Genomic DNA, 26314 nt, shown 5'->3' on the forward strand with positions numbered 1-26314 from the left:
TCTCGAACCATCTTCATTTCTTCAAGCGAATAACCGTTATCCCCTTAACTAAGTCTGTACAGAACCATGTCTATAAACAAACTAATGTTACGGCGGACCCAAGAACTATCAAGCCTGTGCAGAACGCTGCACAATCATTGGCTGTAACTGTTTGCCTTCAAGCGCACTCCAGCATGCCTCCGGAATGAGCTCCATTTTGGCCACTAACGAGTTCGGTTTTTTCACCGGATCATCCTGCCCAAATGGCACAAAATACAGATATTTGGCCACCAGCAGTTTGGCGATGTTCGCAGCATTCAACCCAAGGCCATCATTGGTGGAAATGGCGAGTACCAGCGGACGCTGATTTCGCATCTGGGCTTTGGCTGCCATTAAAACCGGACTGTCCGTCATGGCGTTAGCCAGTTTACTCGTCGTGTTGCCTGTGCATGGAGCAATTACGAGCACATCGAGCAACTTGGAAGGCCCTAACGGCTCTGCCTCAACAATTGTAGAAATGATATCATTCCCCGTTATATCTTTCAACTGTTTTTGCCAATTTTGCGCGGTCCCAAAGCGTGTATCCGTAGTCAGAACCGAATTGGAAATAATCGGGACAACATTGGCACCTTCGGCCACGAAGCGGCTAATCACCGGCATAACCTCTTCAAACGTACAATGAGAACCTGTAATTGCGTAACCTACCGTTTTTCCCTGCCAGTTCATTGTTCAACCTCCCGTGCGTTTTGTTCTTCCAAAAGCAAACGGATTAACACGTCGGCAATAATGCCGCCAGCCGTTTTGGGAGCAACAATGCCGGGGAGGCCAGGCGCAAGTAGCGCTTTGATACCGCGTTTTTCGGCATATCGGAAATCACAGCCGCCAGGAGCGGATGCGAGGTCGATAATGACTGCTTTTTGCGGCATTTTGGACAGGATTTGTGCTGTGATTATCATAGTCGGTATCGTATTAAAAAGCAAGTCAACTTCCCCGGTTTGAGCGGCCAAATCCGTTGTCATGAAAGGCTTCCAGCCCATTATGGCTGCTCGAGCAGCATCCTCTTCGCGCCTGATTCCCACCCGTACATTTGCCCCAAGTCCCTGAAGCGTTTTGGCCATTGTGAAACCTGTTCGACCCAAGCCAAGCACAATGCATTCCGAGCCGTGGATCGTGAAGTCCGTCTCCCGAATCGCCATAGCAATTGCGCCTTCAGCAGTCGGAATGGAGTTGTAGAGCGCGATGTCATCACGATCGAGTACTTCAACAAGCCGTAGACCATTTTCCCGGCACAAATCACGTAAAAAAGGCTTCGCCATACCTGTGAACACAATACAATGCTCCGGCAATGCCGCAACATGTTCCTTTTTCAGAAAAATCGGTGTATCACTGAACGAAGTGCTCACTTTACCCTGATCATCACACCCGACCACAGGAAGCACCAGCACATCTGCCGAAGCAAATACATCGTCCTCCAATTCCTGGTGTTCGATACCCGGTATGGAACGCTCCAGCTTGTCGAAGCCCACCACACTTACCGTAGCATCCAGCTCTGCGCATTTTTGAATGACTTCAAGCTGCCGCGCATCTCCGCCCAGGACTATAATCCGGACACCGGTCAGCATCGGGACGTCACTCCTTTCACCACATGTATGCCTTATCGTATGCAGTGGCCCACAGGGGGGTGAAACATTAAAATTGAAGCATGCAAAGAAAACATTGTCTCTATCGTTCAAAAAAAGAAAAAAGAGCCGCCCCTCAGGGACGACTCTTCGAGAACATGCTCAGTAAATCAAACTTTAAAGCTCTAATTACAGAAGATGCTCCTATTTACAACTTAGTTTCAGAGCATTTATTTTCCGGTATGACCGAATCCGCCTTCTCCACGTACAGTTTCCGACAGTTCAGCGACTTCGGTTAATTCAACTGCAGGAACGGTTTGAAAGACGATTTGGGCAATTCGCTCCCCACGTACAATGGTGAATGGCTCCTGACCCAGATTAATCAGAAGTACCTTAACCTCACCGCGATAATCGGCATCAATGGTGCCAGGTGTGTTCAGACACGTAATCCCATGTTTGAAAGCGAGACCGCTACGAGGGCGAACCTGTGCCTCCAATCCAGCAGGCATTGCCATCGCGAGTCCCGTAGGAATCAACGTACGCTGTCCCGGCTGCAATACAACCTCTTCTTGTAATGCCGCAACTACATCAAAGCCGGAGGCCAGCTCTGACATTTTTTGAGGCAACTTAATATCTTCATTGCCCGGTAACTTTTGAATTTGAACGTAATGCAACAAAATCATCCCTTCTTAATCCAGCGATCGTACGATCCGAAGCACCGACCATAGCAAGCGCAAATGGCTCTGCAAACATCAGGTCCAGCACAGCATCAACATCGTCCATCGTTACTTCTTCAATTTTGGCAATCATTTCGTCCAGCGTGTGGTGTCTGCCCAGCATCAGCTCGTTTTTACCCAGACGGTTCATCCGGCTGCCCGTGCTTTCCAAACTGAGGATCAGACTTCCTTTCAGCTGTTCTTTTCCTTTACGAAGTTCATCTTCAGACAATCCATTTACAGCCAGATCGTGTAGAACCTCTTTGGTCAGATCCAGAACTTCTTTCGTCTGTTTCGGCGCTGTACCTGCATAGATGGTGAAGAGTCCACTATCCGCATGGGAACTATGATACGAGTAAACGGAATAAGCAAGGCCGCGTTTCTCCCGAATTTCCTGGAAGAGTCTGGAGCTCATGCCTCCGCCAATCGCATTATTCAACACGACCATGGCGAATTGGAGCGGATCTCCAATCTTACATCCCGGGAACGAGATGCAGATATGATTCTGTTCCGTTTTCTTTTTGTGAAAGAGTTGTCCGCTCTGGAATGCAGGCAGTGTGACTTGTTCAGCTACACCGTTGACATCAAAAGCACCAAAATGCTTTTCCATCAAATCAATCACACTGTCATCAATGTTACCTGCAATACTAATAACGGTATTCTCAATCGTGTAGTGCTCCTTCATATATGCACGCAAATGGCTGGAGTCCATCGCCTTGAGACGCTCTTCTGTACCCAGAATCGGATAAGCGAGCGGATGCTCACCATAGGCGGCCAAAGCCATAAGATCATGGACCATGTCATCCGGCGTATCCTCATACATCGATATTTCTTCCAGAATGACGTTTTTCTCCTTGAGCAGTTCACCATCATCCATTTTAGAGCGGAAGAACATATCGGACAACACATCTACAGCTATTGGCAGATGTTCATCCAATACTTTGGCGTAATAACAAGTGTATTCTTTTGAAGTGAACGCATTCACGTTACCACCAATGGCATCAAATTGCTCCGCAATCGCTTTGGCATCATAACGATCCGTTCCTTTGAACAGCATGTGCTCAATAAAATGGGACACTCCGTTGCTTGCAGGCTGCTCATTGCGAGAACCTGTCTTGACCCATATTCCAAATGACACGGAACGACAGGTCGGAATCTGTTCCATGACAACTCTGAGGCCATTGCCCAGCTGAATTTTTTTCACGGTTGGCCCTCCTACATCTCTATAATTGCCTGGATTTCAACGTAAAATTGAAATCGACATTTGGTTCCAACTGTTTGATAGTAACAAAAAAACATCATTCACTCAACCGCTGATCCCTTCACGCGCTCGGATGACAGTGTTTCGCTAACGGTTCCAAGCGTCAAACCCTTGGCCCGTATGGAATCAATCATACCTTTTAAAGCTCCTGAAGAAGCAGCCGTGGGGTGCATCAGAATTAATGTACCGGCTTCTACGTTTTTGGCGATCTTGGCTACAACAGAAGCAGAACTTGGTTTGCGCCAATCCACCGTATCCAGTGTCCAAAGTACCGTTTGAAGTCCCATGCCGGAAGCAATGTCGACCGTTTGTTGATTAAAATCACCGGAAGGTGGAGCAAACCAATGGTTCTCCACACCCAACTTTTGTTTGAGCAGGTCCTGGGTTTTACTGATTTCCAGCTTGGCTCGCTCCGTACTCAACCGACTCATATTCGGATGTGAGTATGCATGATTCGATAACTCATGTCCACGCTTTTGGATTTCCTTGGCCAGTTCCTCGTTTTTGCTCAACCAGCTTCCATCCAGAAAAAAAGTAGCTTTGACTTTTTCGGCGTCAAGCGTATCTAGCATTGGGATAATGAATTCATTGCCCCACGCTACATTAATCATGAAAGATACCATTGGTTTCTCGGCATTCCCCCGGTAAATCGGGTGTGCACCCAAATCTTTAAGTTGGATTTCAGGTACAGTCTGCCGATAGACATACGCTATCTTGGTATTCAGCGTGCCACCAAGTGCTTTGCGATACGTGGCTTCCACATCAATTTCTATTCCGTTATACCCGGGTATCGCTTTCCAGACCCGATCCACTCTGGCATTTACCGGAGCGATTTTCGTTTCGGCCGCTTTATCCCGGATCGCCGACAACAGCTGATCTTCTCCGGTTGCCTCTTTGAACATATCAAATGCATTTTGCGTGCCTGGTCCATCACGAATTTCCGTAATGTATGTACGTACACTGCCCACTTGTCCGACCAGTATGACAGCTGCCATACCTACCAGAACAGCCGCCAGCTTTTTGGATTGGTTTCCCACAGCTCCATCCTCCCGCCGTCTTTGTCCCCATCATATGAGGACAAGTGCAAGAATATGAATAAAACAAGCTGTTCATGTAAAGTATCTACAAAGCTGGATTCAAAGGCCTTATGAGTAGACAATCGATGTCATAAAGATATTTAAACGTTAAAAAAAGAGCCAGAAATTCACATTCTGTCTCTTCATTCAATCTATCTTTTCAAAAAAACGATGGCACGCAGCCTATGATTGAGCTGGAGCTTCAGCAGTCAATACGGCTTTGCGGGACAAGTTGATACGGCCTTGTGGGTCAATTTCCGTTACTTTTACCGTAATGGAATCACCGATAGCAACAACATCTTCCACTTTAGCAACACGCTCTGTGGACAATTGTGAGATGTGTACCAGACCTTCTTTGTTCGGCAGCACTTCAACGAATGCACCAAACTTCTCAACACGTTTTACTTTACCTACATAAATCTCGCCGACCAGTACTTCACGTACAATGCCTTCGATGATCGATTTAGCTTTATCATTCATCTCTTGGTTAGAAGAGGCGATAAAGACACGTCCATCCTGTTCAATATCAATTTTAACACCGGTTTCCTCGATGATTTTATTGATAATTTTACCACCTGCACCAATAACATCACGGATTTTGTCCGGATTGATATGCATGGTTGTAATTTTAGGGGCATATTGTGACAACTGCTCACGTGGAGTTTTCATCACTTCGGTCATTTTGCTCAAGATGTGCATACGACCTTCTTTGGCTTGAGCCAATGCTTCAGACAAAATTTGACGATCAATTCCATCAATTTTGATGTCCATTTGAATTGCTGTTACACCATCAGGTGTTCCTGCTACTTTGAAGTCCATGTCACCGAGGTGATCTTCCATACCTTGAATATCACTCAGGATGGATACATGATCTCCGTCTTTAATCAGACCCATAGCTACACCCGCAACCGGAGCTTTGATTGGTACACCTGCATCCATCATAGCCAATGTGCTGGCACAGATACTTGCCTGTGAAGTTGAACCGTTAGATTCCAATACTTCGGATACCAGACGAATCGTGTATGGGAAGTCTGTTTCGGAAGGAATTACTTTAGAAAGAGCACGTTCACCCAGTGCACCATGTCCGATTTCGCGACGGCCTGGAGCACGCAATGGACGAGCTTCACCTACGCTGAACGGTGGGAAGTTATAGTGATGCATGAAACGTTTCGTTTCTTCAAGACTGATTCCATCCAAAATTTGAACATCACCCAGTGCACCAAGTGTACAAATGCTGAGCGCCTGTGTTTGACCACGAGTGAACAAACCTGAACCGTGAGTACGTGGCAGCAGGGAAGTATCACATTCAATTGGACGGATCTCAGCGAGTCCACGTCCATCCGGACGAACTTTATCATGAGTGATTAGGCGACGCACTTCTTCTTTAACGATATCGTGCAGCACTTCTTTCACATCTTTGAGCAGTTCTGGAGTCTCAATATACTTCTCTTCGAAGTGAGCAACGGTTTCGTCATTCACAAGATCGATTGCATCCTGACGTGCATGTTTTTCAGCAATTTTAACAGCTTCAACCAGACGAGCACTGGCGAACTCACGTACACTGCTGTTAACTTCAGCATTAACGGCATGCAATTTAACTGCCATTTTTTCTTTACCGGCCACTTGTACGAGTTGTTCAATGACTGCAACAATGTTCTTGATCTCGTCATGTCCGAACATGATTGCTTCCAGCATTACTTCTTCCGGAACTTCGTTCGCTTCCGCTTCAACCATCATAATGGCATCTTTGGTTCCTGCAACAACGAGTTCAATCTCACTTACCTCAAGCTGTGCAATCGTTGGGTTGATGATGAACTCACCATTAATACGTCCAACTTTTACGCCACCAATCGGTCCGCTGAATGGAACATCTGAAATGCTCAGTGCAGCCGATGTACCGATCATGGCAGCAATTTGCGGTTCGCAGTCCTGATCCACACTCATAACGATATTCAGAACTTGTACATCATTCCGGAAACCTTCAGGGAACAAAGGACGAATCGGACGGTCTGTCAAACGGCTCGAAAGAATCGCTTTCTCACTTGGTCTGCCTTCACGTTTAATAAATCCACCTGGGATTTTACCTACGGCATACAATCTTTCTTCATAGTTTACCGTTAATGGGAAAAAGTCCAGATCTTTAGGCTCACTTGATGCTGTCACGGTACACAATACAACGGTATCCCCGTATGTTACCTTAACGGCAGCATTAGCCTGCTTGGCCAAACGCCCTGTTTCAAGCGTAAGCGTTCTTCCACCAAGCTGCATTTCAACACGCTGTTCCATGAAATCCCTCCTTTTATTCGTTCCTAACACAATGGATTCTGCATTTTCACAGTATTTCCTGCTTGTCCTGCATTCATTAACTCCACAGCAACATGCTCACTTGCAAAACAAAAGCTCCTTGCGGAGCCATCAGCTACAAATATATGGCAACATGTTCATCTACAAAACAACCCGGCTGTAAGCTCCGCTTGTCCTTTTAGACAAAGGAATGACGGATAACAGCCAGGTTGATTTTGAAAACATGTACGATAATTAACGACGCAATCCGAGTTTTTCGATCAGTGCGCTGTAACGTTTAACATCTTTGTTTTTCACGTAAGCCAAAAGCTTACGACGTTGACCTACCATTTTCAAAAGTCCACGACGTGAGTGGTGGTCTTTCTTGTGCGTACGCAAGTGGTCTGTCAAACTTCTGATGTTTTCCGTAAGGATAGCAACTTGCACCTCAGGTGATCCAGTATCGGACTCATGAGTTTTGTGCTCGTCGATCAGTTGTTGTTTACGTTCTTGAGTCAATGCCATCCTATTCACCTCCTTCATTATAATCGCCATTAGCCTCGTCACCGCCGGTGAGAGCAAGTAACCAAGCCAAGGTTATGTGTTGTCTCAAACGACAACGTAGTACATTATATCATAGTTGCCCAGACAAAGTAAATGTAAACATGTATTTTGTCCTGGACCTTAGGATAACAGACGGGCGGCGGTTAATGCATCTTCACGAATCTGACTGATCAAGGCATCAATCGAGTCAAATTTTCGCTCTGCACGAATGTAATGAACGAGATCAACCTTTAATTCCTGGTCATATATCTGCCCATCAAAATCAAGCAAGTGCACCTCAAACGTAGGTTTCATCCCGTTTTCGTGAAAGGTAGGTTTCACACCAAGGTTCATGACGCCGCGCAGTTCCTGCTCCCCATACTGCACACGAACAGCGTAAACACCTTTCGCTGGCGTAACATAATGATCCGTAAGTTCAAGGTTAGCGGTAGGAAAACCAATGGTCCGCCCACGTTTCTCTCCATGAATTACAATTCCCCTGATACTATAAGGTCGACCGAGCCATTGGCTGGCTTCGTCCATTTCTCCACGCTTCAACAGGCCACGAATGAGAGAACTGCTTACCTTCTCACCATTTAACAGGAATGGAGGCACAGTTTCGACCGTCATTTCACCTTCTCCCAATGCGCGAAGAAGCTGCTCATCCCCTGCTCCCTTGTGACCGAAGCGGAAGTCAAAACCAACTACCGCTGTTCGAGTCTGAAGCGGAAGCAGCAGATCATGTGCAAATTGCTGTGGCGTCAATCTTGAGAACTCCTCATTGAATTCGACCACATAGAGTACGTCTACACCCATCCCTGCCAGGATGTCTTCTTTATCTCTCAAGGGAGTTAAATAACCCTCGTAATCCCCTTTGCGCATAACTTCCTTCGGATGAGGATGAAAGGTCATCACCGCTGCCTGCATGCCCGTTTCGCGTGCAATGCGGACAGCTGACAAAATGACACTTGCATGTCCGAGATGCAGCCCGTCAAATTGACCGATCGCAAGCACTTGGGGATGTGTGCCCTGAACAGCCGATTGTAACGTCTGCGGATAGGTTAGCATTACGGTTTTCACAATCATTCACCTGCATTTCACTTGATAGGCCAGGCTTGAGTACCACCACTCAAACCAGGAACCTCTTTATTCCGGTAAAAAGACTTTAACAGCTCTCACCGTTGCTTTCAATTCATCCCGCTCAAATATCCCCAGAAACGTCCCATCCTGATCATATAACCGCAGTAGACCAGGTTGCTCTGCAGGCGGTTCGAGCAAACGCGCCGATAATTTCTGGCCCTGGAGGGCTCCCTTGGCCTGATCCGCACCCACCGTATGTGCTGGAATGGAAGAGATAGCTTCATCAACCGGAATCAACACCTCGGCTAACGTTCCATCGATCATGCGTTGTTCCACTTCTTCAAAATGAAGGCAATGATCAGCAGAGATTCCAGCCGATATCGTACGCTCCAGATGTAGCATGGTGGATGGATATCCCAATTTTTTGCCGATATCCACGCATAACGTTCGAATATAGGTTCCTTTGGAACATAAAGCACGGAACGATATATCCGTAGTATCGCCTTGAATCTCAATTCCTGTCAATTCCAGTTCATAGATCGTAACTTCACGACTCTTACGCTCTACCGTTTTTCCTTCGCGAGCAAGCTCGTAGAGACGTTTCCCATCCACTTTGACCGCAGAATACATAGGTGGAACCTGTGAGATGGTGCCCAGGAATTGCTCCAGCACCTGCTGAACCTGCTCCTGTGTCACCTTAACTGCTGTCTCCGACCGCTCAATAACTTCACCTGTCATATCCTCCGTGTCAGTAGACAGACCCAGTCGTAGCGTTGCCAGGTATTCCTTGGGAAGCTCCTGCATGTACTCCACCACACGTGTTGCCCGTCCTAGGCAAAGCGGCAGTACGCCAGTAACTTGCGGGTCCAATGTGCCTGTATGACCAATACGTTTCATTTTGAGGATGCGACGCATTTTAGCCACAACATCATGAGAAGTAAATCCCGCTGGTTTATACACTGGAAGTACACCTTCAAATGGTTTTACCATTGAGCATTCACCTGCTTCAGCACTAGTTCGACGATATCTTCCAACTTGCCCTCTACGCGACATCCAGCTGCAAGTACATGTCCGCCTCCACCAAAGTTCTGTGCAAGCGAGGCGACATCAACCTTACCAGCTGACCGAAGAGATACTTTCACCGCATTGTCATTGATTACTTTAAAAAAGATGCCCACTTCCACACCTTGAATGTTACGCGGGTAATTGACTACCCCTTCAAGATCTTCATTAGCCGCTCCACAAGCAATCATGTCTTCAGGCGTAATGACCACCCAGGCAATCTTGCCATCGTCAGTCATTTGCAGGCTTGAGAGTGCCTGATTCAATATACGGACTTGTGGGAGCGTAACCTGCTCAAGCAAAATCTGTGCAAGATAAGGTCCATTCACACCATGTTCAAGCAATTTGGATGCAGTGGTCATCACATTAGGACTCGTATTCGCATAGCGGAATCCACCTGTATCTGTTAGCAATCCTGTATAGACTGCAGTAGCCACATCTTTATTCCACTTCACTGGGAAAAGATTGAGGAAATCAAACAGAATTTCAGCCGTTGCTGCTGCGTCTGGCTTAATGATGTTTACTGTTCCATACGCGTCATTGGTTGGATGATGATCAATATTTAAAATAACAGCATCATCTTCAAAATAATGACGAGTCAGGCCTACTCTGGAAAAGTCTGCACAATCCACACAGATAATCGCTTTATATTTCCGCGCCGGTGGTTGTTCGGTCATGTTCACGATCTTGCCAGCTTCCCACAGAAAGTTCATGCGTTGTGGAATTTCACCTTCATTAATCATCGTGAATGTCTTGCCCAGACATGACAGCAGCCAGCCCACCGTTACCGTCGAGCTGACTGCGTCACCGTCCGGCTGTACATGCGACACGACCAGGTAATCATCATGCTCCAGCAGAAATTGCTTTCCGTCCTGAAGCGCCTGTTCATAAGTGTGCATTGCCGTCTCCTTTATTCTGTTACTCGGATTCGTTCTTGTCGGTACCGATATCACCAAGCAGCTTCTCAATTCGGCTGCCATATGCAATAGATTCGTCAATCTTGAATATCAACTCGGGAACGTGTCTAAAACGGATACGCTTGCCCAGTTCTGAACGCAAAAATCCATTTGCTTTTGCCAGCGCTTTAAGCGAGTTATCCTTTTGATCCTGTTCACCAAAGACACTCAGATAAACTTTGGCTTGCGACAAGTCGCCTGTCACTTCGACTCCCGTTACGGTAATAAAGCCGATACGAGGATCTTTCAGTTCAGACTGGATGAGCAGACTTAATTCTTTCTTGATCTGCTCGCCCACTCTACCTGTACGAATCTTAGCCATCGTTGTTCACCTCATGCTTCCTTGCTTATCGTTGTACTGTCTCCATAATGAAGGCTTCGATAACGTCGCCTTCTTTGAGATCATTGTATTTATCCAGCGTGATACCGCACTCGTAACCTTGGGCTACTTCTTTGGCATCATCTTTGTAACGTTTCAGGGAATCCAGCTTGCCTTCGTAAAGGACGATGCCATCACGAATCAGGCGTGCTTCCGCGGAACGCGTAATTTTACCCGAGGTAACCATACATCCAGCAATGGTGCCGACTTTACTGATGGAGAACGTGCTCCGAACTTCAGCATGACCGATTACTTTTTCTTTGTAAATCGGATCAAGCATGCCTTTCATTGCTTGTTCAATTTCTTCGATAACGCTGTAGATAACGCGATGCAGACGAATGTCTACTTGCTCTTGATCTGCAGTCGCTTTCGCCTGATTATCAGGACGAACGTTGAAACCAATCACGATGGCATTGGATGCTGCAGCCAAAATGATGTCAGACTCTGTGATTGCACCAGCGCCGCTATGAATAATCTTCACGCGTACACCTTCAACTTCGATCTTCGCAAGGGAACCTTTCAATGCTTCAACCGAACCTTGTACGTCACCTTTGATAATTACGTTCAAGTCTTTGATTTCACCGTCTTTGATGTGTTGGAACAAATCATCCAATGTCACACGTGTGTTTGTACCCAGATCGGATTCACGTTGTGTAATGGCACGTTTGTCGGCGATAGAACGCGCTTTACGCTCATCTTCAAACACCATGAACGGATCTCCCGCACCTGGAACTTCAGTCAGACCCGTAATTTCTACAGGTGTTGAAGGTCCAGCTTCTTTTAAACGGCGACCTTTGTCATTCACCATCGCACGTACACGACCGAAGCAGTTACCTGCTACAAAAGCATCTCCGACTTTCAATGTACCGTGCTGTACTAGAATACGGGCAACTGGGCCACGTCCTTTATCCAGCTCGGCTTCGATCACTGTACCACGGGCACGTTTGTCCGGGTTCGCTTTGTACTCGTTCACTTCTGCAACGAGCAGGATCATTTCAAGCAGACCTTCTAGACCAATTCTTTGTTTCGCCGAAACGTTAACAAAGATGGTGTCACCGCCCCACTCTTCCGGAACGAGTTCATAGTTGGTCAATTCTTGTTTTACTTTATCCGCATCTGCACCCGGCTTATCAATTTTGTTGACAGCTACGATAATTGGCAGTCCAGCAGCTTTGGCATGGTTAATCGCCTCAACCGTTTGTGGCATAACACCGTCATCTGCAGCTACAACAATAATTGTAATATCCGTAACCTGTGCTCCACGTGCACGCATAGCAGTAAACGCTTCGTGACCTGGTGTATCCAAGAACGTGATTTTTTTGTTGTTAATTTCAACTTGATAAGCACCGATATGCTGCGTGATACCGCCTGCTTCTCCACCCGTTACATTCGTTGAACGAATCGCATCAAGTAATGTTGTTTTACCATGGTCAACGTGACCCATGATCGTAACTACCGGAGGACGGGACTGCAAGTCAGCAGGATCATCATTCTCTTCAAGTGTTTCGAAGCGGTCATCTTCAAGGACAATTTTCACTTCAACCTCAACACCGAATTCTCCAGCAAGCAGCAGGATTGTTTCGATATCAAGCTCTTGGTTAATCGTTGCCATTACACCCATTGCAATGAGTTTTTTGATAACTTCAGAAGCATCTTTATGGAGCAACTTCGCTGTTTCACCAACAGTCATGTCACCACGTACGATGATTTTCTTAGGTGTGTTATCAATTTTCTCACGTTGTTGGTACTGTTGTTGATTTCTGTTGCGATTGTTCTTGCCACCACGATTACCGCGGAAGTTGCCGCCACGGTTGTCGTCATAACGACGTCCACCGCCACCGCTGTTTGAACGGTTGCCGCTATTGTTGTTATTGCCGGAATTACCTTGGCCACCTCTGCGTTGGCCTTGTCCTGAGCTCTGTCCTTGGCCACCAGTACGGTTGCCGCCAGTGCCAGTATTGCCACCGCCGTTCGGTCCTGCGCTTCTTGTTTGACCGCCACCACTATTCGCTGGACGTTGACCCGTACTTTGCGGACGGGATGCTGTACTGCTTTGTCCACCTTGAGCTGGTCTTGGACGATTACTTGATTGTCCTCCTTGGCTTGAGCCTTGGGAAGAGTTCGTTCTGTTGCGGCTGTCTTGGCCGCTAGGTCTTTGGGAGCCATTGTTATTGTTGGAATTTGGTCTATTGTTCATACCTACCTGCTTTTCCTGTTGTATTTTTGTTTGTACGGGACTACCGGATGGGTTGCTGCTATTCGGCGTGTTCACTCCGCCGGCCGGCTTGTTGCTGTCCACTGTTTTGTCACTGCGCACTGACGAAGTAGCAACGGATTTTGCTTCGTTACTTTGTTTGGAAGCGGCAGTGGATTTTATATCTTTAAAAAATTGTTCCACCTTACCGACTGAACCATTCTCCATGACACTCATATGATTGTTTACGGGAATATCCAGCTTTTTAAGAATGGTTATAATTTCTTTACTACTCATATTAAGGGACTTCGCATATTCATAAACTCGCAATTTATCCTTGTTTTCCTGTTTACTCAATATACTCCACCTCCGACATTATACCGACTTGCTTGGAGATCATTTTTGCAAACCCTCGATCCGTTACTGCAAGAACAACCCGCGTTTCTTTACCGATACTTGAACCCAGACTATCCCGGTCAAATCCGATCACCAGTGGAACTTTATATGTCCCGCATTTGTCGCGAAATTTCTTTTGTGTATTGGCCGAGGCGTCACCCGCAACAATAACCATTTTAGCTTCGGAAGAACGGATCGCTTTAAGTACAATTTCTTCACCTGTTACAAGTTTGCCTGCACGCATGGAGAGTCCCAGATAAGACAATGTTTTATTATTCATCATGTTCACGCTCCTGTGCTGCTATGAATTCGTCCTCTACCGCAACGAAATCAGCTGCCAATTGCTCATAAATTTCCGGTGAGACTTTGCTCTTGAGCGCCCGATCCAAAGACCGGTTTTTGAGTGCAAGCTTAAAACAGGACTCTTTGCCGCATAAATAAGCACCACGTCCGGACTTTTTGCCAGTCAAATCGATCAGCACTTCATCCTCTGGCGTTTTAACGATACGGATCAGCTGCTTTTTGGGCATCATTTCCTGACACGCCACACATTTGCGCAGCGGTACTTTTTTAGTTTTCATACGTTAGCGCCCCCCCGTGCTTTACTTTAGTCGACGGAGACGGAATCTTGGTGCATTTCCGAAGAAGAATCTTTCTCTCTGCCGAATTCCTGTTCCGCCTGGCTCTCGCTCTTAATGTCGATTTTCCAGCCGGTCAGTTTGGCTGCCAATCGGGCATTTTGGCCTTTGATCCCAATGGCGAGGGACAGCTGATAGTCAGGAACAATAACCCGAGCCATCTTTTCTTCCTCGAATACTTGAACTTCCAATACTTTGGAAGGACTAAGTGCATTTGCCACATATTCGTCTACCTGGTCGGAGAAACGAACGATGTCAATTTTTTCACCGCGCAGCTCACCCACAATGGTCTGCACGCGCATTCCCTTAGGACCTACACATGATCCAACTGGATCAACTTCCTCATTGCGGGAATGAACAGCAATTTTGGAGCGGAAGCCCGCTTCACGTGCGACGGAGCGGATCTCGACTACACCGTCAAAAATTTCAGGTACTTCCAGTTCAAAGAGACGTTTCAACAAGCCCGGATGTGTACGGGACAAAATGATTTGCGGCCCTTTGGTCGTATTCTCGACCTTGGTGATGTACGCTTTAATACGGTCACCATGAACAAACTTCTCGTTCGGCATCAATTCGGTCAGCGGCAATGCCGCTTCGATTTTGCCCAGATCGATGTAGATATTGCGCAAATCCTGACGCTGCACCACTCCCGTAACGATATCTTCTTCCTTATCAACGAAAGCGTTGTAGATCAGGCCGCGTTCGGCTTCACGAATCCGCTGGGTCACTACCTGTTTGGCAGTTTGTGCGGCGATACGTCCGAAATCACGCGGCGTAACTTCAATCTCCGCAATATCTTCCAGCTGGAAGTGTGGGTTGATCTCTCGTGCAGCAGGCAATGAAATTTCGGTACGTGAATCCAGGACTTCTTCCACGATCAATTTGCGGGCATACACCCGGATAACACCCGTATTACGGTTCATGTCAACACGCACATTCTGGGCGGTGTTGAAATTACGCTTGTAGCTGGAGATGAGTGCTGCCTCGATCGCTTCAAACAGCACATCCTTACTGATCCCTTTTTCCCGCTCCAATTCATTCATTGCTTCAATAAAATCCATACTCATGAATGTTGATCCCCCTTTCAAACATGGCATCTCATACGTAAAACGGCGAAAGGCTCTAAACTCATGAGCACCTTGCCGTTATCGTGAGATGTGTCTTTTTTCATTAATAAGTGAACAAGGCACTTAAAACAGAATGGCCAGGCGCGCACTCGCAACCTTGTCATAAAGAATGGCATGCTGTTTCTTGCCTGCTTCGATCACAAGTTCCCCGTCATCAAAGGAAAGCAGCTTGCCTTCAAATTCCTTTATACCATTTACCGGCTCGTAGGTTGTAACAAATACGTTTTTACCTACGGATTTGGCAACGTCCTCCGGTTTTTTCAGTGGACGCTCCGCACCGGGAGAAGACACTTCAAGGAAATAGATGGTCGGAATCGGATCGTTCTCATCCAGCTTGGCGCTTAGCTTTTCGCTGATCAAGACACAATCATCGATGTCGATGCCACCCTCTTTGTCGACATACACCCGTAAAAACCAGTTGCTGCCTTCTTTGACGTATTCGATGTCAACCAGCTCGAAGCCTTGTTCGTTCAAGTAGGGTTGGATCATTTCTTCCACGGTAGATTTAATGTTCGTTGTGCTCAAAACCGATAACCTCCAACTTAGGTTACACCAGCAAATAATGGCTGGCAATTTCTTCATTACCCAAGATTCTTGTATACCAAAGACTAAAGAGTGGGTTTCCCCACTCTTTAGAAATTCGTACTATCTCGTTCACTTCAAAAATTATAACATAGTCTGGTAATAGTGACAAGTAAGCGATCACTCAGCCATTTTAACCACTAATGAAGAAAAATTTACGTAATCACATTACAGACCATAAATAGATACTCAAAATGCCATTTTAGAACAAGGATAATTGATTGCTTTCCGGCAAACCGCGGAAGCATCCCATGCCCGTCAGCAACTCAACAATTGTTTTACTTGCTTTAGACTTTTGCTGGAAATCTTCAATTGACAGGAATTCTCCATGCTCTCTTGCTGCAGCGATATTGCGTGCAGCATTATCCCCGATTCCTCCCAGTGCCGAAAACGGAGGAATAAGAGAATTTCCGTCAACAATAAACTTCGTTGCTTCCGAGCGATACAGATCAATCGGCTTGAGTGAGAATCCGCGTGCTGCCATTTCCAATGCCATCTCAAGGACAGGCAGCATGTTTTTTTCTTTTGGCGGTGCCTGGAAACCTAATTGTTCAATTTCTACGATCTTCCGATAGATGGGCTCATAGCCCTGACATACCAGTTCAATGTCAAACTCATCGGCACGAACTGTGAAGTATGTCGCGTAGTATTCAATTGGGTGATACAGCTTAAAGAAAGCTGTACGCACTGCTGAGATAACATAAGCGGCCGCGTGGGCCTTTGGAAACATGTACTGGATTTTAAGACAGGAATCAATGTACCATTGCGGCACCTTGCAATTTTTCATCTCATCAATCCATTCCTGCGGCAAACCACGTCCCTTACGCACACTCTCCGTAATTTTAAAGGCAAGACTGGCGTCCATGCCCGCCTTATAGATCAGGAACAACATGATATCATCCCGGCAACCAATCACCGTTTTGATGTTACAAGTTCCATTTTTGATTAGATCTTGTGCATTACCAAGCCATACCCCCGTACCATGAGACAATCCGGAGATTTGGAGTAGATCGGCAAAAGACGAAGGCTGGGATTCAATAAGCATCTGACGTACAAACTTAGTCCCCATCTCTGGTACACCAAAAGTGGCAACTGGTGAACGAATCTGCTCTGGCGTAACGCCGAGTGCTTCGGTAGAGTTGAACATGCTCATGACCTTAGGATCATTCATCGGAATGGTCGTTGGATCGATACCTGTCAAATCCTGCAGCATCCGCATCATAGTTGGATCATCGTGCCCCAGAATATCGAGTTTTAGCAAGTTCTCTTCGAAGGCGTGATAGTCAAAGTGTGTTGTTTTCCACTCCGCATTAACGTCATCCGCCGGGAATTGCACAGGCGTTACATCTTCCACTTCAATATAATCCGGTACAACAACAATACCACCGGGATGCTGTCCTGTACTACGTTTAACCCCGGTACAACCGGAGGCCAAACGGTTCAGTTCTGCTCCTCGCCATTTCTTATGATGTTCCTCCTCATATTTCTTGGCAAAACCAAATGCTGTTTTTTCAGCTACCGTACCAATTGTGCCCGCACGGAACACACTCTTTTCGCTGAAAAGCACCTTCGTATAGTTATGGGCATGCGGCTGATAATCACCCGAGAAGTTCAAGTCAATATCGGGAACCTTGTCCCCTTTAAAACCAAGGAACGTCTCAAACGGAATATCCTGCCCTTCGCCTTTTAATCGGCCTCCACAATCAGGGCATTCTTTCTCAGGAAGGTCAAATCCACTCGGCACACTTCCGTCGAGGAACCACTCACTGTGCTTACACTCCGGATTTACACAAATATAGTGCGCTGGCAACGGATTAACCTCGGAAATCCCCAGGAAAGTAGCAACTACAGAAGAACCAACTGATCCCCGTGATCCGACAAGGTACCCATCCTGATTCGATTTTTTAACCAAACGTTCCGAGATCAGATAGTTGGCAGAAAAACCGTATTTGATAATTGGATTCAATTCTTTCTCCAGTCGTGCCACAATGACTTCCGGCAGTTCCTCACCATAAATCGACTTGGCGGTATTATAGCAGGTATTACGGATCTCATCGTCTGCGCCTTCCAAAATCGGAGTGAACAGCTTGTCCGGGAACAGCTTGATTTCCTCGAACCGATCTGCCAATTCAACCGTATTCGTAACAACGACTTCGTAGGCTTTATCTTGGCCCAGGTACTGGAACTCTTCCAGCATTTCATCCGTCGTTCTTAGATGAGCATCCGGTTTACGTTGATCTTTGAGCGGGCTGAACCCCGTAATTCCGTGAATCGTGATATCCCGATATAGCTTGTCGCGCGGCTCGAGATAATGCACGTTACCTGTGGCTATTACCGGTTTCCCCAATTTTTGACCAATGTCAACAACTTTACGAACAGCGAGCTTCAATTCCTCTGGCGTAGCCACGAGCCCTTTGTCCACCAAATGCATATACATTGTCAAAGGCTGGATCTCCAGAATGTCATAGAAATGCGCTATCTCTTCCGCCTCTTCAAGCGATTTGTTCAACACAGCCTCGAAAAACTCACCTTTTTCACAACCCGATAAAATAATGAGACCTTCACGCAAATTGATCAGCTTCGATTTTGGAATACAAGGCACCCGTTTGAAATGCTCTGTATGAGAAAGTGATACCAGTTTATAGAGATTCTTTTTGCCGACATCATTCAAAGCATAGATGCCGCAATGGAATGGACGCGTATTTGAAAGATCAACTCCGACATAATCATTAAGCCGATCAAGCATGGTCAGGCCTTTCATCTGAGCGGCATCATTAACCAATCCATTCAGTATACCAGCGAGCGCAATCGTATCATCAATCGCCCGGTGATGACTTTCCAGTGCTACTTTATATTTATCCGCCAGCGTATTCAGACGGTGGTTCTTCATTTTTGGATATAACAACCGTGCCAGTTCCAAAGTATCGAGTACAGGGTTCTGAAGCTCAGGCATGCCAAGCTGTTTCAGCGAAGCCTGAATAAAGCCCATATCGAATCGCGCATTATGTGCAACCAGTACGCCATCTCCGGCAAACTTCACAAAATCATGAATAACCGGTTCTAGCTCAGGTGCATCCTTCACCATTTCATCGTTAATATTAGTCAACTGCTGAATGTTATATGGGATGCGCTCATGCGGATTTACAAACGTAGCAAAGCGGTCAATTTCTTTACCGTCCTCTACCTTCACTGCCGCAATTTCGATGATCTTGTTCTGGGTTACAGACAGACCTGTGGTCTCAATATCAAACACGATATATGTCGCTGATTTGAGTTCCAACGGCTGTGGTGCCATAACAACAGCAACCGAATCATTCACCACATTAGCCTCAAGGCCGTAGATCATTTTAATTCCGTTTTTCTTGGCAGCTTTGGACGCCTCCGGATACACCTGCACACCGCCATGATCACTTACTGCGATTGCCTTGTGTCCCCATTCCGCTGCAGTCTTTACGTATTTGTCGATCGAAGTTACGGCATCCATTGTACTCATTGTGGAGTGCAGATGGAACTCAACCCGTTTCTCAGCTGCATTATCCTTACGGGATGGCGGTGCCTTTACTTCAACCAAATCTGAAGGAATCATGGCAAGTTCCGGAATTTGCATAAACCGGTCGTATTCTACACGGCCACGCACTTTCACCCATTTTCCATTGGCCAGCAAGCTCAGGATTTTGACATCCTCTTTTGTTTTGGCAAACATCTTCATTTGCATGGAATCCGTGAAATCCGTGAGATAAAAAGTAAACAACGTATTCCCGTTCCGCAACTCCTTGCGATCCAGACCGAAGACCGTTCCCTGCAACGTAACCTTTTTCTCTTCATCCTGAATTTCCTGCATAGGTACAGGTGGTTCCTTGATATCATATCCCATCTGTAAACGAACATCGCCCTGTTCTTCCTCTTCAGGCATTTCCGAGTCCACTTCACTCATCATCTGCTCAATAACTTGAAGCTCTTCTTCCCGCTTCTTGAGCTGGAATTGTTCCATCGCCTCTTTGTTGCTTTCAACCTCACCAACCAGCAATTTGACCCGCAAGGGCAGTTGAAAATACTTATCATAAAAAGTAGTTATAGCTTGATCGATCTGTTTCTTCTTCGCAAGCTCCATCGACATGGCATCACTCATGGTCAATTGCAGCAGATCTGCTTCACATTCGAACTTGGTGCGGTTCATCCAACCATTAACAGATGGAATTTCCCTTGTAACCCATTCAAGGAACAAGTTCCAATACTCACTGACAATATCACCAATCTCGACCTGATCACTATATTTGAAACCAAACGTGATCTTGGAAATGTGATTCATTTTCTCCTGGATGTGCAGGCAAAATGTTCGATAGATTGGAGCAGGAACCAAGGTATCTTTTGCAATCACAATAGTCCAGTCGCGGTTGCTACGGCTTGTCTCCACCCGTTCAATCCATCCATCCAAAAAGTAGGGCTCTATTAGACCAGCCGGAAGTTCCGTCTGTTTCATCAACAACTCAAACCGTTTTCTCTTCTCCTCGAATCCACTCATCGTGTTCCTCCTTGTACCCCCTTAAAACAGGAAAAGCCTCTGCATTCAAAAATGTCCCCGATCCGAACCCGCACCGACTCATTTTATCCGACAGAAGCTCTCCATTCCTTACTCTTACGGTGAATAAGTGCCGTTAGTCAGGTTATCCTGACTTAGTACGCTCTTGCAAACACTACCGTGTGTTTCGCCTCTTCACCACAAGCCAGGCACGTATGCTTTTCTTCCGCAGGCTGGAACGGAATGTTCCGGCTTGTTGCACCTGTTACTTCTCTTACTTTATCTTCGCAAGCTTCAGAACCGCACCATCCAGCCAGTGTGAACCCACGTTTGTTTTCCATCAATTCCTTCATCTCATCAAGCGTATCTACAGAGTAGAAGTTGTCCGACATAAACGTGCGAGCACGTTGCAGCATATCGGCTTGCACTTGAGTCAGCATAGTCTGGATTTCTTCCACCAGATTTGCTTGTTCAACGACTTTCTTCTCTCCAGTAATCCGGGAAACGAGAACACATACACCGTTCTCCATATCACGCGGACCAATTTCGAGACGAATCGGAACACCACGCATCTCATATTCGTTGAATTTCCAGCCTGGACGAACATCACTGCGATCATCCATTTTCACACGAATTCCCGCTTGTTTCAGTTCAGCGAACAACTCGTCCGCACGGCCTACAACGGCATCACGTGTTTTTGGCGGTCCAATTGGAATCATAACCACTTGCGTTGGTGCAACTTTAGGAGGAAGAACCAGACCACGGTCATCTCCGTGAACCATAATTAACGCACCGATTAAACGTGTGCTTACCCCCCATGAAGTGGTGTAAGCCAGCTCCAGCACATTATTACGGCTAAGATACTGAATTTCAAATGCTTTTGCAAAGTTAGTTCCCATGTAGTGTGATGTACCTGCTTGTACAGCACGTCCATCCTTCATCATGGCTTCGATCGAGTACGTATCCACCGCACCCGCAAACTTCTCGGATTTGGTTTTCTGACCTACAATTACCGGAATAGCCAAATACTCTTCAACCACTTCACGATAAATCTGAAGCATCTTCATTGTTTCTTCACGTGCTTCTTCTTCGGTCTCATGCGCAGTGTGACCTTCCTGCCACAGGAACTCACTTGTGCGAAGGAAAGGCAACGTTCTTTTTTCCCAACGGACTACGTTAGCCCACTGGTTGATCAATACCGGAAGATCCCGATAAGACTGAATCCACTTGGAATACATGTGACCAATAATCGTTTCGGATGTAGGACGGATTGCCAGACGTTCTTCCAGCTTCTCTCCCCCAGCTTCCGTAACCCAAGGCAATTCGGGATTGAAGCCTTCAACATGTTCTTTTTCTTTTTGGAAAAAGCTCTCAGGAATGAACATCGGGAAGTAAGCATTGCGATGGCCCGTTTCACGGAAACGACGATCCAACTCATCCTTAATATGTTCCCAGATCTCAAATCCGTCTGGTTTGAAAACAATACAACCGCGTACGGGTGCATAGTCCATGAGATCAGCTTTTTTAATAACATCAATGTACCAGCGTGAGAAATCCTCGCCCTGAGGTGTAATTTCAGTCACGAACTGTTTATCATTTTCCTTTGACATAAGACTCCAGCGTCCTCCCATTACGACTATCTCTGAATAAACAGAGCGTAGTCAAACCATAATTATCCGTTAATTAATCGTAATATATCATTATATGTTACTGCCAGCATCAGTACAAACAACATGGCGAAGCCGACAAAATGAACCATACCTTCCCGGTTCGGGTCAACAGGTCTGCCACGAAGCGCCTCAATCCCCAGGAAAACCAAACGGCTACCGTCAAGCGCAGGGATAGGCAACAGGTTGAAGATACCGAGATAAAGGCTCAAAATGGCAGCCCATCTGGTTAATTGCTCAATACCCTGTTTTGCAATCTGGCCCGTAACCTCAAACGTACGCACCGGACCACCGATATCGTCCATGTTAAATTGATTAATGAGATGTCTGAATCCTTCAAAGATTACTCTGGTCGTATCTACCATAGCTACTCCGGACACTTTAAATGTTTCCACGAATCCAACAGAACGAGTTGGCAGGGTAGGTACAATACCAACTTTACCGCCTTCCTGGCCTTCTACCGCGCGAGGTGTGATCGTAATATTAAACGTTTCATTCCCCCGACGCAGTGTCCATTCCATCGGCTTGTCTTTGGAATCAGCTATCATGCTCACCATTTTTTGCGAATCCGTGCCGATGGCCGTACCATTGATTGTCTCAATGATATCTCCCTTTTGCAGGTTCGCTTGGTAGGCAGCTCCACCTTCAAGCACTTCGCCAATTTCCAGATTTTTCGGATTCTCAACTGGAACCCCAGCCATTTGTGCATAGACTGCAAATAAAACAAATGCCAGGATGAAATTCATGAGTGGTCCGGCAAAAATCGCCATTGCCCGCTGACCAACCGTTTTACTGCCGAATTGACGATCTTTAGGTGCAATTTGGGTTTGTTTGCCCCGACTCACCAACATCGCTTGCGGATGAATCCGGTACTGCTGAATTTCGCCATCCACATCGAGTTGCAATTTCAGTGCATTCTCCATATCAATGGAGATGACTTCACCTCGAATTACATTTTTGCGATTATCCAATTGATCGAGGTAGATCATTTTGACTTGGTCATCAGCTGATCTTACCGCAATGGTCTGACCTTCTTGAATTTCTACCAGTTCCGGATCTTCCCCAGCCATACGTGCATACCCGCCAAAAGGCAGCAGACGCAGTGTGAACTGGGTCTCGTTTCTTTTATATGAGAACAATTTGGGACCAAAACCGATCGCAAATTCCCGTACAAGAATACCGGCGCGTTTGGCAAAATAATAATGTCCCCATTCATGAACCGTCACGATGACAAAGAACATGAGCACCGTTAGAAATACCACTTGTATGGTTTCCAATCCCTATCCATCCTCCTTCACGGCACGAACCGCAGTCTGTCCCTTTAGATTATCATTATTCTCTGATGCCGCACAAGAGAATCACTTCTTCCATTTTATCTTGAAAAAAGAGATTACAGACTGAACGCAAGTTGCCGGCTCTCCTGATCACATCTTGCGATTTCCTCCAGATCAGGCTCGTCCACATTGCGGTGTGCCTCCAGCACAGAAGCAATAATATCCTCTATTTTAAGGAACGAAATCTCTTTACGCAAGAAACGTGCTACAGCAACCTCGTTGGCTGCATTAAACGCCGTTGCTGCGGTTCCTCCCATTTTACCACACTCGTATGCCATTCTTAAACAAGGGAACCGTTCCATATCCATCTCACGGAAATGCAGCTTGCCCACTTGTGTTAGGGATAGACGTTGTGAAGGCGATGGTAAGCGGTCAGGATAGGTCAGTGCATACTGAATGGGAACACGCATGTCCGGATTGCCAAGCTGGGCAATAATGCTTGTATCATTAAACTCCACGTAGGAATGAATGATGCTCTCCGGGTGATGCAACACATCAATCTGATCATAACTTAGTCCAAACAGCCAATGCGCTTCAATAACTTCCAGCCCTTTATTGACCATCGTCGCCGAGTCTATCGTAATCTTCGACCCCATCGACCAGTTGGGATGTTTGAGTGCATCTTCTACGGTAACTTCCTTCAGCTGTTCACGAGTCAAATCACGGAATGATCCTCCAGAAGCCGTAAGTGTAATTCCCATCACGCGTTCACGAGGTTCTCCATTCAAGCATTGGAAGATAGCCGAGTGCTCACTATCCACAGGCAGAATCGGTACCCCTTTCGCAGCCGCTCTGGCAGTAACAATATGTCCCGCTGTAATTAGCGTCTCTTTGTTAGCCAGCCCAATCTGTTTGCCTGCATCAATAGCAGCCAGGGTCGACTCAAGCCCAACACTCCCCATTACAGCAGTGACAACCGTATCTGCATCCGTCCCGGCAGCGACCTCCACCAGTCCTTCTTTGCCATAAAAAAGCTGTGTTTCGATAGGTAAGTGCGGTGCCACTGTCTCTGCTAGTTCCTTTGAGCCAACTGATACCTTTTTGGGTCGATAACGCTTCGCTTGCTCAATCAGCAACTCTATATTGCTCCCAGCAGCCAATCCCTCTACTTGAAAGCGTTCGGGATGCATATCGACTACATCCAGTGTCTGAGTTCCAATGGAACCGGTTGACCCAAGAATCGCAATTTTTTTCATGCTGCACCTCATCTTTATTTATCCAATGCCTATGACGAATAGTTCGTTATATGGCTTGTGCTCATTTTTAATAGGGCAGAAGCATTAGTATATGTACGAATGGAAAAACGACAATCCAGCTGTCGCATCGATCCAGAATACCGCCATGCCCCGGGAGCAAAGTGCCGGAATCTTTGATGTTATACACACGTTTGTAAGCAGATTGAATCAGATCTCCCATTTGTCCTACAACCGCACATGCAATCCCAATCCATACCGCTCTTTGCCAAGACAACAAGCCGTCTGACACCAATGCAAAAACAACAGAAGTGATTACAGCGATCACAATACCACCCAGTGCACCTTCCACCGTTTTATTAGGACTGATCGACGGCCAAAGTTTGTTCTTCCCGATAAGTTTCCCTACAAAATAGGCACCTGCATCACTTGCCCATATGGAGCCCAGAAGCAGAAACGTCCAGAACAACCCATGATGCAAATGTCTGGATTCCGCGATGTAATAAAAACCGATTCCAATATACATTACTCCCAGAAAGAGCATGGCAACAGTGTTTACAGGAATCTTGTTTTTAGTTACCACAGAGGCAGTCATTAATACAAGCATCACAAGCCATCCGATCTGGAATAACGTTAGTGGTCTAACTTCCCAAATCATTTCCCAAGGAAACACAATCGCAAAGATACCTGCATAACCAATTAGGGCTACACCCGAAAAAGGCTGTACCCCGGTCATTTTAACAAATTCATAATAACCGATGAGAGCCATGAGCAATACCAAGCCATGGTACCAGGGTCCGCCCAGCATGCAAAAACCCAAAAACAACACACCTGCTATGATTCCTGTCGTTAATCGCTGTTTCAACGGCTTCATCCTCCATCTATTTCAAACCGCCGTAACGCCTTGTTCTGCGCTGATATTCGGCTACTGCTTCAAGCAAATGCTTTTTGCCAAATTCGGGCCAGTATATATCCGTAAACCATAGTTCGCTATATGCGAGCTGCCAAAGCATGAAATTGCTTAATCTCAACTCTCCGCTCGTCCGGATCAGCAAATCCGGATCAGGCATATCCCCAGTGAGCATATGTCTGTCAATGAGTTCAGGCGTAATGTCGTCTGCCGATAGTTCCCCCGACTTTACCTGCAGAGCGATCTGTTTGACACAGTCCGTCATTTCGCGACGACTTCCGTAGTTCATTGCAAAATTCAAAACAAGCCCTGTGTTATGTTCCGTAAGACGAATAGCTTCACGCAAAGCATTAATGGTATGGGAAGGCAAATGTTCTTCCTGGCCCATCATACGGATGCGTACATTTTTTTCTATAAGCTCATCCAGCTCTATCGCCAAAAATTCTTGCGGAAGCCGCATCAGAAAATCCACTTCTTCTTTTGGACGCGTCCAGTTTTCTGTCGAAAAAGCGTACATCGTCAGATATTTGATGCCCAGTTCATCCGCCGCGATGGTCGCACGTTTGACCGCCTTCATCCCATTCTGGTGGCCAGCTATTCGTGGGAGACCCAAACGTTTCGCCCATCGTCCATTGCCGTCCATAATGATGGCGACGTGCTGCGGGATATTATCCTCGGATATAGTCAGCGTTTCCTGCTTGTCAGCCCCATTCCACCACGACCGAACCCGTTTGATCATTCCTGTTCCTCCAAAATCCCTGAAGTTTCTTCACCTGAAGCTTGGAAAAAGAGACAAAACC

General features: G+C 46.4%; 22 protein-coding genes. All 22 read right to left on the reverse strand.

What is annotated here, in order from left to right; translation table 11 throughout:
• Positions 1-108: 108 nt before the first annotated feature.
• Positions 109-705 carry a dipicolinate synthase subunit B gene (locus ACR1R9_RS15750; RefSeq protein ID WP_024630269.1) on the reverse strand — a complete coding sequence of 199 codons (597 nt, stop codon included), beginning with the start codon at positions 703-705 and terminating at the stop codon, positions 109-111.
• The gene (gene dpsA, locus ACR1R9_RS15755; RefSeq protein ID WP_063566370.1) at positions 702-1601 is read right to left on the reverse strand and encodes a dipicolinate synthase subunit DpsA; all 900 of its coding nucleotides are present in this window, start codon (positions 1599-1601) and stop codon (positions 702-704) included. The genes ACR1R9_RS15750 and dpsA overlap by 4 nt, the downstream gene beginning before the upstream one ends.
• A gap of 227 nt (positions 1602-1828) precedes the next feature.
• Complete coding sequence (gene dut, locus ACR1R9_RS15760; RefSeq protein ID WP_170867769.1) at positions 1829-2275, reverse strand: dUTP diphosphatase; 447 nt, start codon at positions 2273-2275, stop codon at positions 1829-1831.
• Positions 2235-3518, reverse strand: a complete 1284-nt coding sequence (locus ACR1R9_RS15765) for a M16 family metallopeptidase (RefSeq protein WP_076289533.1) — start codon at positions 3516-3518, stop codon at positions 2235-2237. Before ACR1R9_RS15765 ends, dut begins: the two co-directional genes overlap by 41 nt.
• Positions 3519-3616: 98 nt before the next feature.
• The gene (locus ACR1R9_RS15770; protein WP_257219306.1) at positions 3617-4612 is read right to left on the reverse strand and encodes a polysaccharide deacetylase family protein; all 996 of its coding nucleotides are present in this window, start codon (positions 4610-4612) and stop codon (positions 3617-3619) included.
• A 222-nt stretch (positions 4613-4834) separates the two neighbouring features.
• Positions 4835-6937, reverse strand: a complete 2103-nt coding sequence (pnp, locus tag ACR1R9_RS15775; protein ID WP_063566373.1) for a polyribonucleotide nucleotidyltransferase — start codon at positions 6935-6937, stop codon at positions 4835-4837.
• Between the two features lie 252 nt (positions 6938-7189).
• Complete coding sequence (rpsO, locus tag ACR1R9_RS15780) at positions 7190-7459, reverse strand: 30S ribosomal protein S15 (protein ID WP_056700672.1); 270 nt, start codon at positions 7457-7459, stop codon at positions 7190-7192.
• 159 nt (positions 7460-7618) lie between these two features.
• On the reverse strand, positions 7619-8557 hold the full coding sequence (locus tag ACR1R9_RS15785; RefSeq protein ID WP_433923702.1) for a bifunctional riboflavin kinase/FAD synthetase: 939 nt from the start codon (positions 8555-8557) through the stop codon (positions 7619-7621).
• A gap of 66 nt (positions 8558-8623) precedes the next feature.
• Positions 8624-9547, reverse strand: coding sequence for a tRNA pseudouridine(55) synthase TruB (truB, locus tag ACR1R9_RS15790; protein ID WP_433923207.1), 924 nt, complete (start codon positions 9545-9547; stop codon positions 8624-8626).
• Complete coding sequence (locus ACR1R9_RS15795; protein ID WP_433923206.1) at positions 9541-10518, reverse strand: DHH family phosphoesterase; 978 nt, start codon at positions 10516-10518, stop codon at positions 9541-9543. The genes truB and ACR1R9_RS15795 overlap by 7 nt, the downstream gene beginning before the upstream one ends.
• 19 nt (positions 10519-10537) lie before the next feature.
• Positions 10538-10897 carry a 30S ribosome-binding factor RbfA gene (gene rbfA, locus ACR1R9_RS15800; RefSeq protein WP_433923205.1) on the reverse strand — a complete coding sequence of 120 codons (360 nt, stop codon included), beginning with the start codon at positions 10895-10897 and terminating at the stop codon, positions 10538-10540.
• 25 nt (positions 10898-10922) lie between these two features.
• Complete coding sequence (gene infB, locus ACR1R9_RS15805; RefSeq protein WP_433923204.1) at positions 10923-13505, reverse strand: translation initiation factor IF-2; 2583 nt, start codon at positions 13503-13505, stop codon at positions 10923-10925.
• A complete protein-coding gene (locus tag ACR1R9_RS15810) occupies positions 13498-13827 on the reverse strand; it encodes a YlxQ family RNA-binding protein (RefSeq protein ID WP_029880929.1) in 330 nt (109 codons plus the stop codon). Before ACR1R9_RS15810 ends, infB begins: the two co-directional genes overlap by 8 nt.
• The gene (rnpM, locus tag ACR1R9_RS15815; protein WP_433923203.1) at positions 13817-14125 is read right to left on the reverse strand and encodes an RNase P modulator RnpM; all 309 of its coding nucleotides are present in this window, start codon (positions 14123-14125) and stop codon (positions 13817-13819) included. The genes ACR1R9_RS15810 and rnpM overlap by 11 nt, the downstream gene beginning before the upstream one ends.
• Before the next feature lie 26 nt (positions 14126-14151).
• Positions 14152-15249, reverse strand: a complete 1098-nt coding sequence (nusA, locus tag ACR1R9_RS15820) for a transcription termination factor NusA (RefSeq protein WP_062326087.1) — start codon at positions 15247-15249, stop codon at positions 14152-14154.
• A 123-nt stretch (positions 15250-15372) separates the two neighbouring features.
• Positions 15373-15834 (reverse strand): ribosome maturation factor RimP, encoded by a 462-nt coding sequence (rimP, locus tag ACR1R9_RS15825; RefSeq protein ID WP_062326086.1) that lies wholly within the window; start codon positions 15832-15834, stop codon positions 15373-15375.
• Between the two features lie 259 nt (positions 15835-16093).
• A complete protein-coding gene (locus tag ACR1R9_RS15830) occupies positions 16094-20413 on the reverse strand; it encodes a PolC-type DNA polymerase III (RefSeq protein WP_076289528.1) in 4320 nt (1439 codons plus the stop codon).
• Positions 20414-20565: 152 nt separating this feature from the next.
• Positions 20566-22020 (reverse strand): proline--tRNA ligase, encoded by a 1455-nt coding sequence (gene proS / locus ACR1R9_RS15835; protein ID WP_076289527.1) that lies wholly within the window; start codon positions 22018-22020, stop codon positions 20566-20568.
• A gap of 62 nt (positions 22021-22082) precedes the next feature.
• The gene (rseP, locus tag ACR1R9_RS15840) at positions 22083-23354 is read right to left on the reverse strand and encodes an RIP metalloprotease RseP (RefSeq protein WP_076289526.1); all 1272 of its coding nucleotides are present in this window, start codon (positions 23352-23354) and stop codon (positions 22083-22085) included.
• Between the two features lie 113 nt (positions 23355-23467).
• Positions 23468-24607: a 1-deoxy-D-xylulose-5-phosphate reductoisomerase gene (locus tag ACR1R9_RS15845; protein ID WP_433923202.1), complete on the reverse strand. Its 1140-nt coding sequence runs from the start codon at positions 24605-24607 to the stop codon at positions 23468-23470.
• 67 nt (positions 24608-24674) lie between these two features.
• On the reverse strand, positions 24675-25469 hold the full coding sequence (locus ACR1R9_RS15850) for a phosphatidate cytidylyltransferase (RefSeq protein WP_076289524.1): 795 nt from the start codon (positions 25467-25469) through the stop codon (positions 24675-24677).
• Positions 25470-25485: 16 nt separating this feature from the next.
• Positions 25486-26253 carry an isoprenyl transferase gene (locus ACR1R9_RS15855; protein ID WP_063566384.1) on the reverse strand — a complete coding sequence of 256 codons (768 nt, stop codon included), beginning with the start codon at positions 26251-26253 and terminating at the stop codon, positions 25486-25488.
• Between the last annotated feature and the right edge of the window lie 61 nt (positions 26254-26314).

It is taken from the genome of Paenibacillus taichungensis (assembly GCF_050994985.1).
Classification (GTDB): domain Bacteria; phylum Bacillota; class Bacilli; order Paenibacillales; family Paenibacillaceae; genus Paenibacillus; species Paenibacillus taichungensis.

Coding starts and splice junctions, on each gene's coding strand:
- ACR1R9_RS15830 (WP_076289528.1), bottom strand. CDS start 20,413: ATGAGTGGATTCGAGGAGAAGAGAAAACGGTTTGAGTTGTTGATGAAA.
- rbfA (WP_433923205.1), bottom strand. CDS start 10,897: ATGGCTAAGATTCGTACAGGTAGAGTGGGCGAGCAGATCAAGAAAGAA.
- pnp (WP_063566373.1), bottom strand. CDS start 6,937: ATGGAACAGCGTGTTGAAATGCAGCTTGGTGGAAGAACGCTTACGCTT.
- ACR1R9_RS15855 (WP_063566384.1), bottom strand. CDS start 26,253: ATGATCAAACGGGTTCGGTCGTGGTGGAATGGGGCTGACAAGCAGGAA.
- proS (WP_076289527.1), bottom strand. CDS start 22,020: ATGTCAAAGGAAAATGATAAACAGTTCGTGACTGAAATTACACCTCAG.
- truB (WP_433923207.1), bottom strand. CDS start 9,547: ATGGTAAAACCATTTGAAGGTGTACTTCCAGTGTATAAACCAGCGGGA.
- rnpM (WP_433923203.1), bottom strand. CDS start 14,125: ATGAAAACTAAAAAAGTACCGCTGCGCAAATGTGTGGCGTGTCAGGAA.
- rpsO (WP_056700672.1), bottom strand. CDS start 7,459: ATGGCATTGACTCAAGAACGTAAACAACAACTGATCGACGAGCACAAA.
- dpsA (WP_063566370.1), bottom strand. CDS start 1,601: ATGCTGACCGGTGTCCGGATTATAGTCCTGGGCGGAGATGCGCGGCAG.
- ACR1R9_RS15750 (WP_024630269.1), bottom strand. CDS start 705: ATGAACTGGCAGGGAAAAACGGTAGGTTACGCAATTACAGGTTCTCAT.
- nusA (WP_062326087.1), bottom strand. CDS start 15,249: ATGAGTATGGATTTTATTGAAGCAATGAATGAATTGGAGCGGGAAAAA.
- ACR1R9_RS15795 (WP_433923206.1), bottom strand. CDS start 10,518: ATGCACACTTATGAACAGGCGCTTCAGGACGGAAAGCAATTTCTGCTG.
- ACR1R9_RS15810 (WP_029880929.1), bottom strand. CDS start 13,827: ATGATGAATAATAAAACATTGTCTTATCTGGGACTCTCCATGCGTGCA.
- ACR1R9_RS15845 (WP_433923202.1), bottom strand. CDS start 24,607: ATGAAAAAAATTGCGATTCTTGGGTCAACCGGTTCCATTGGAACTCAG.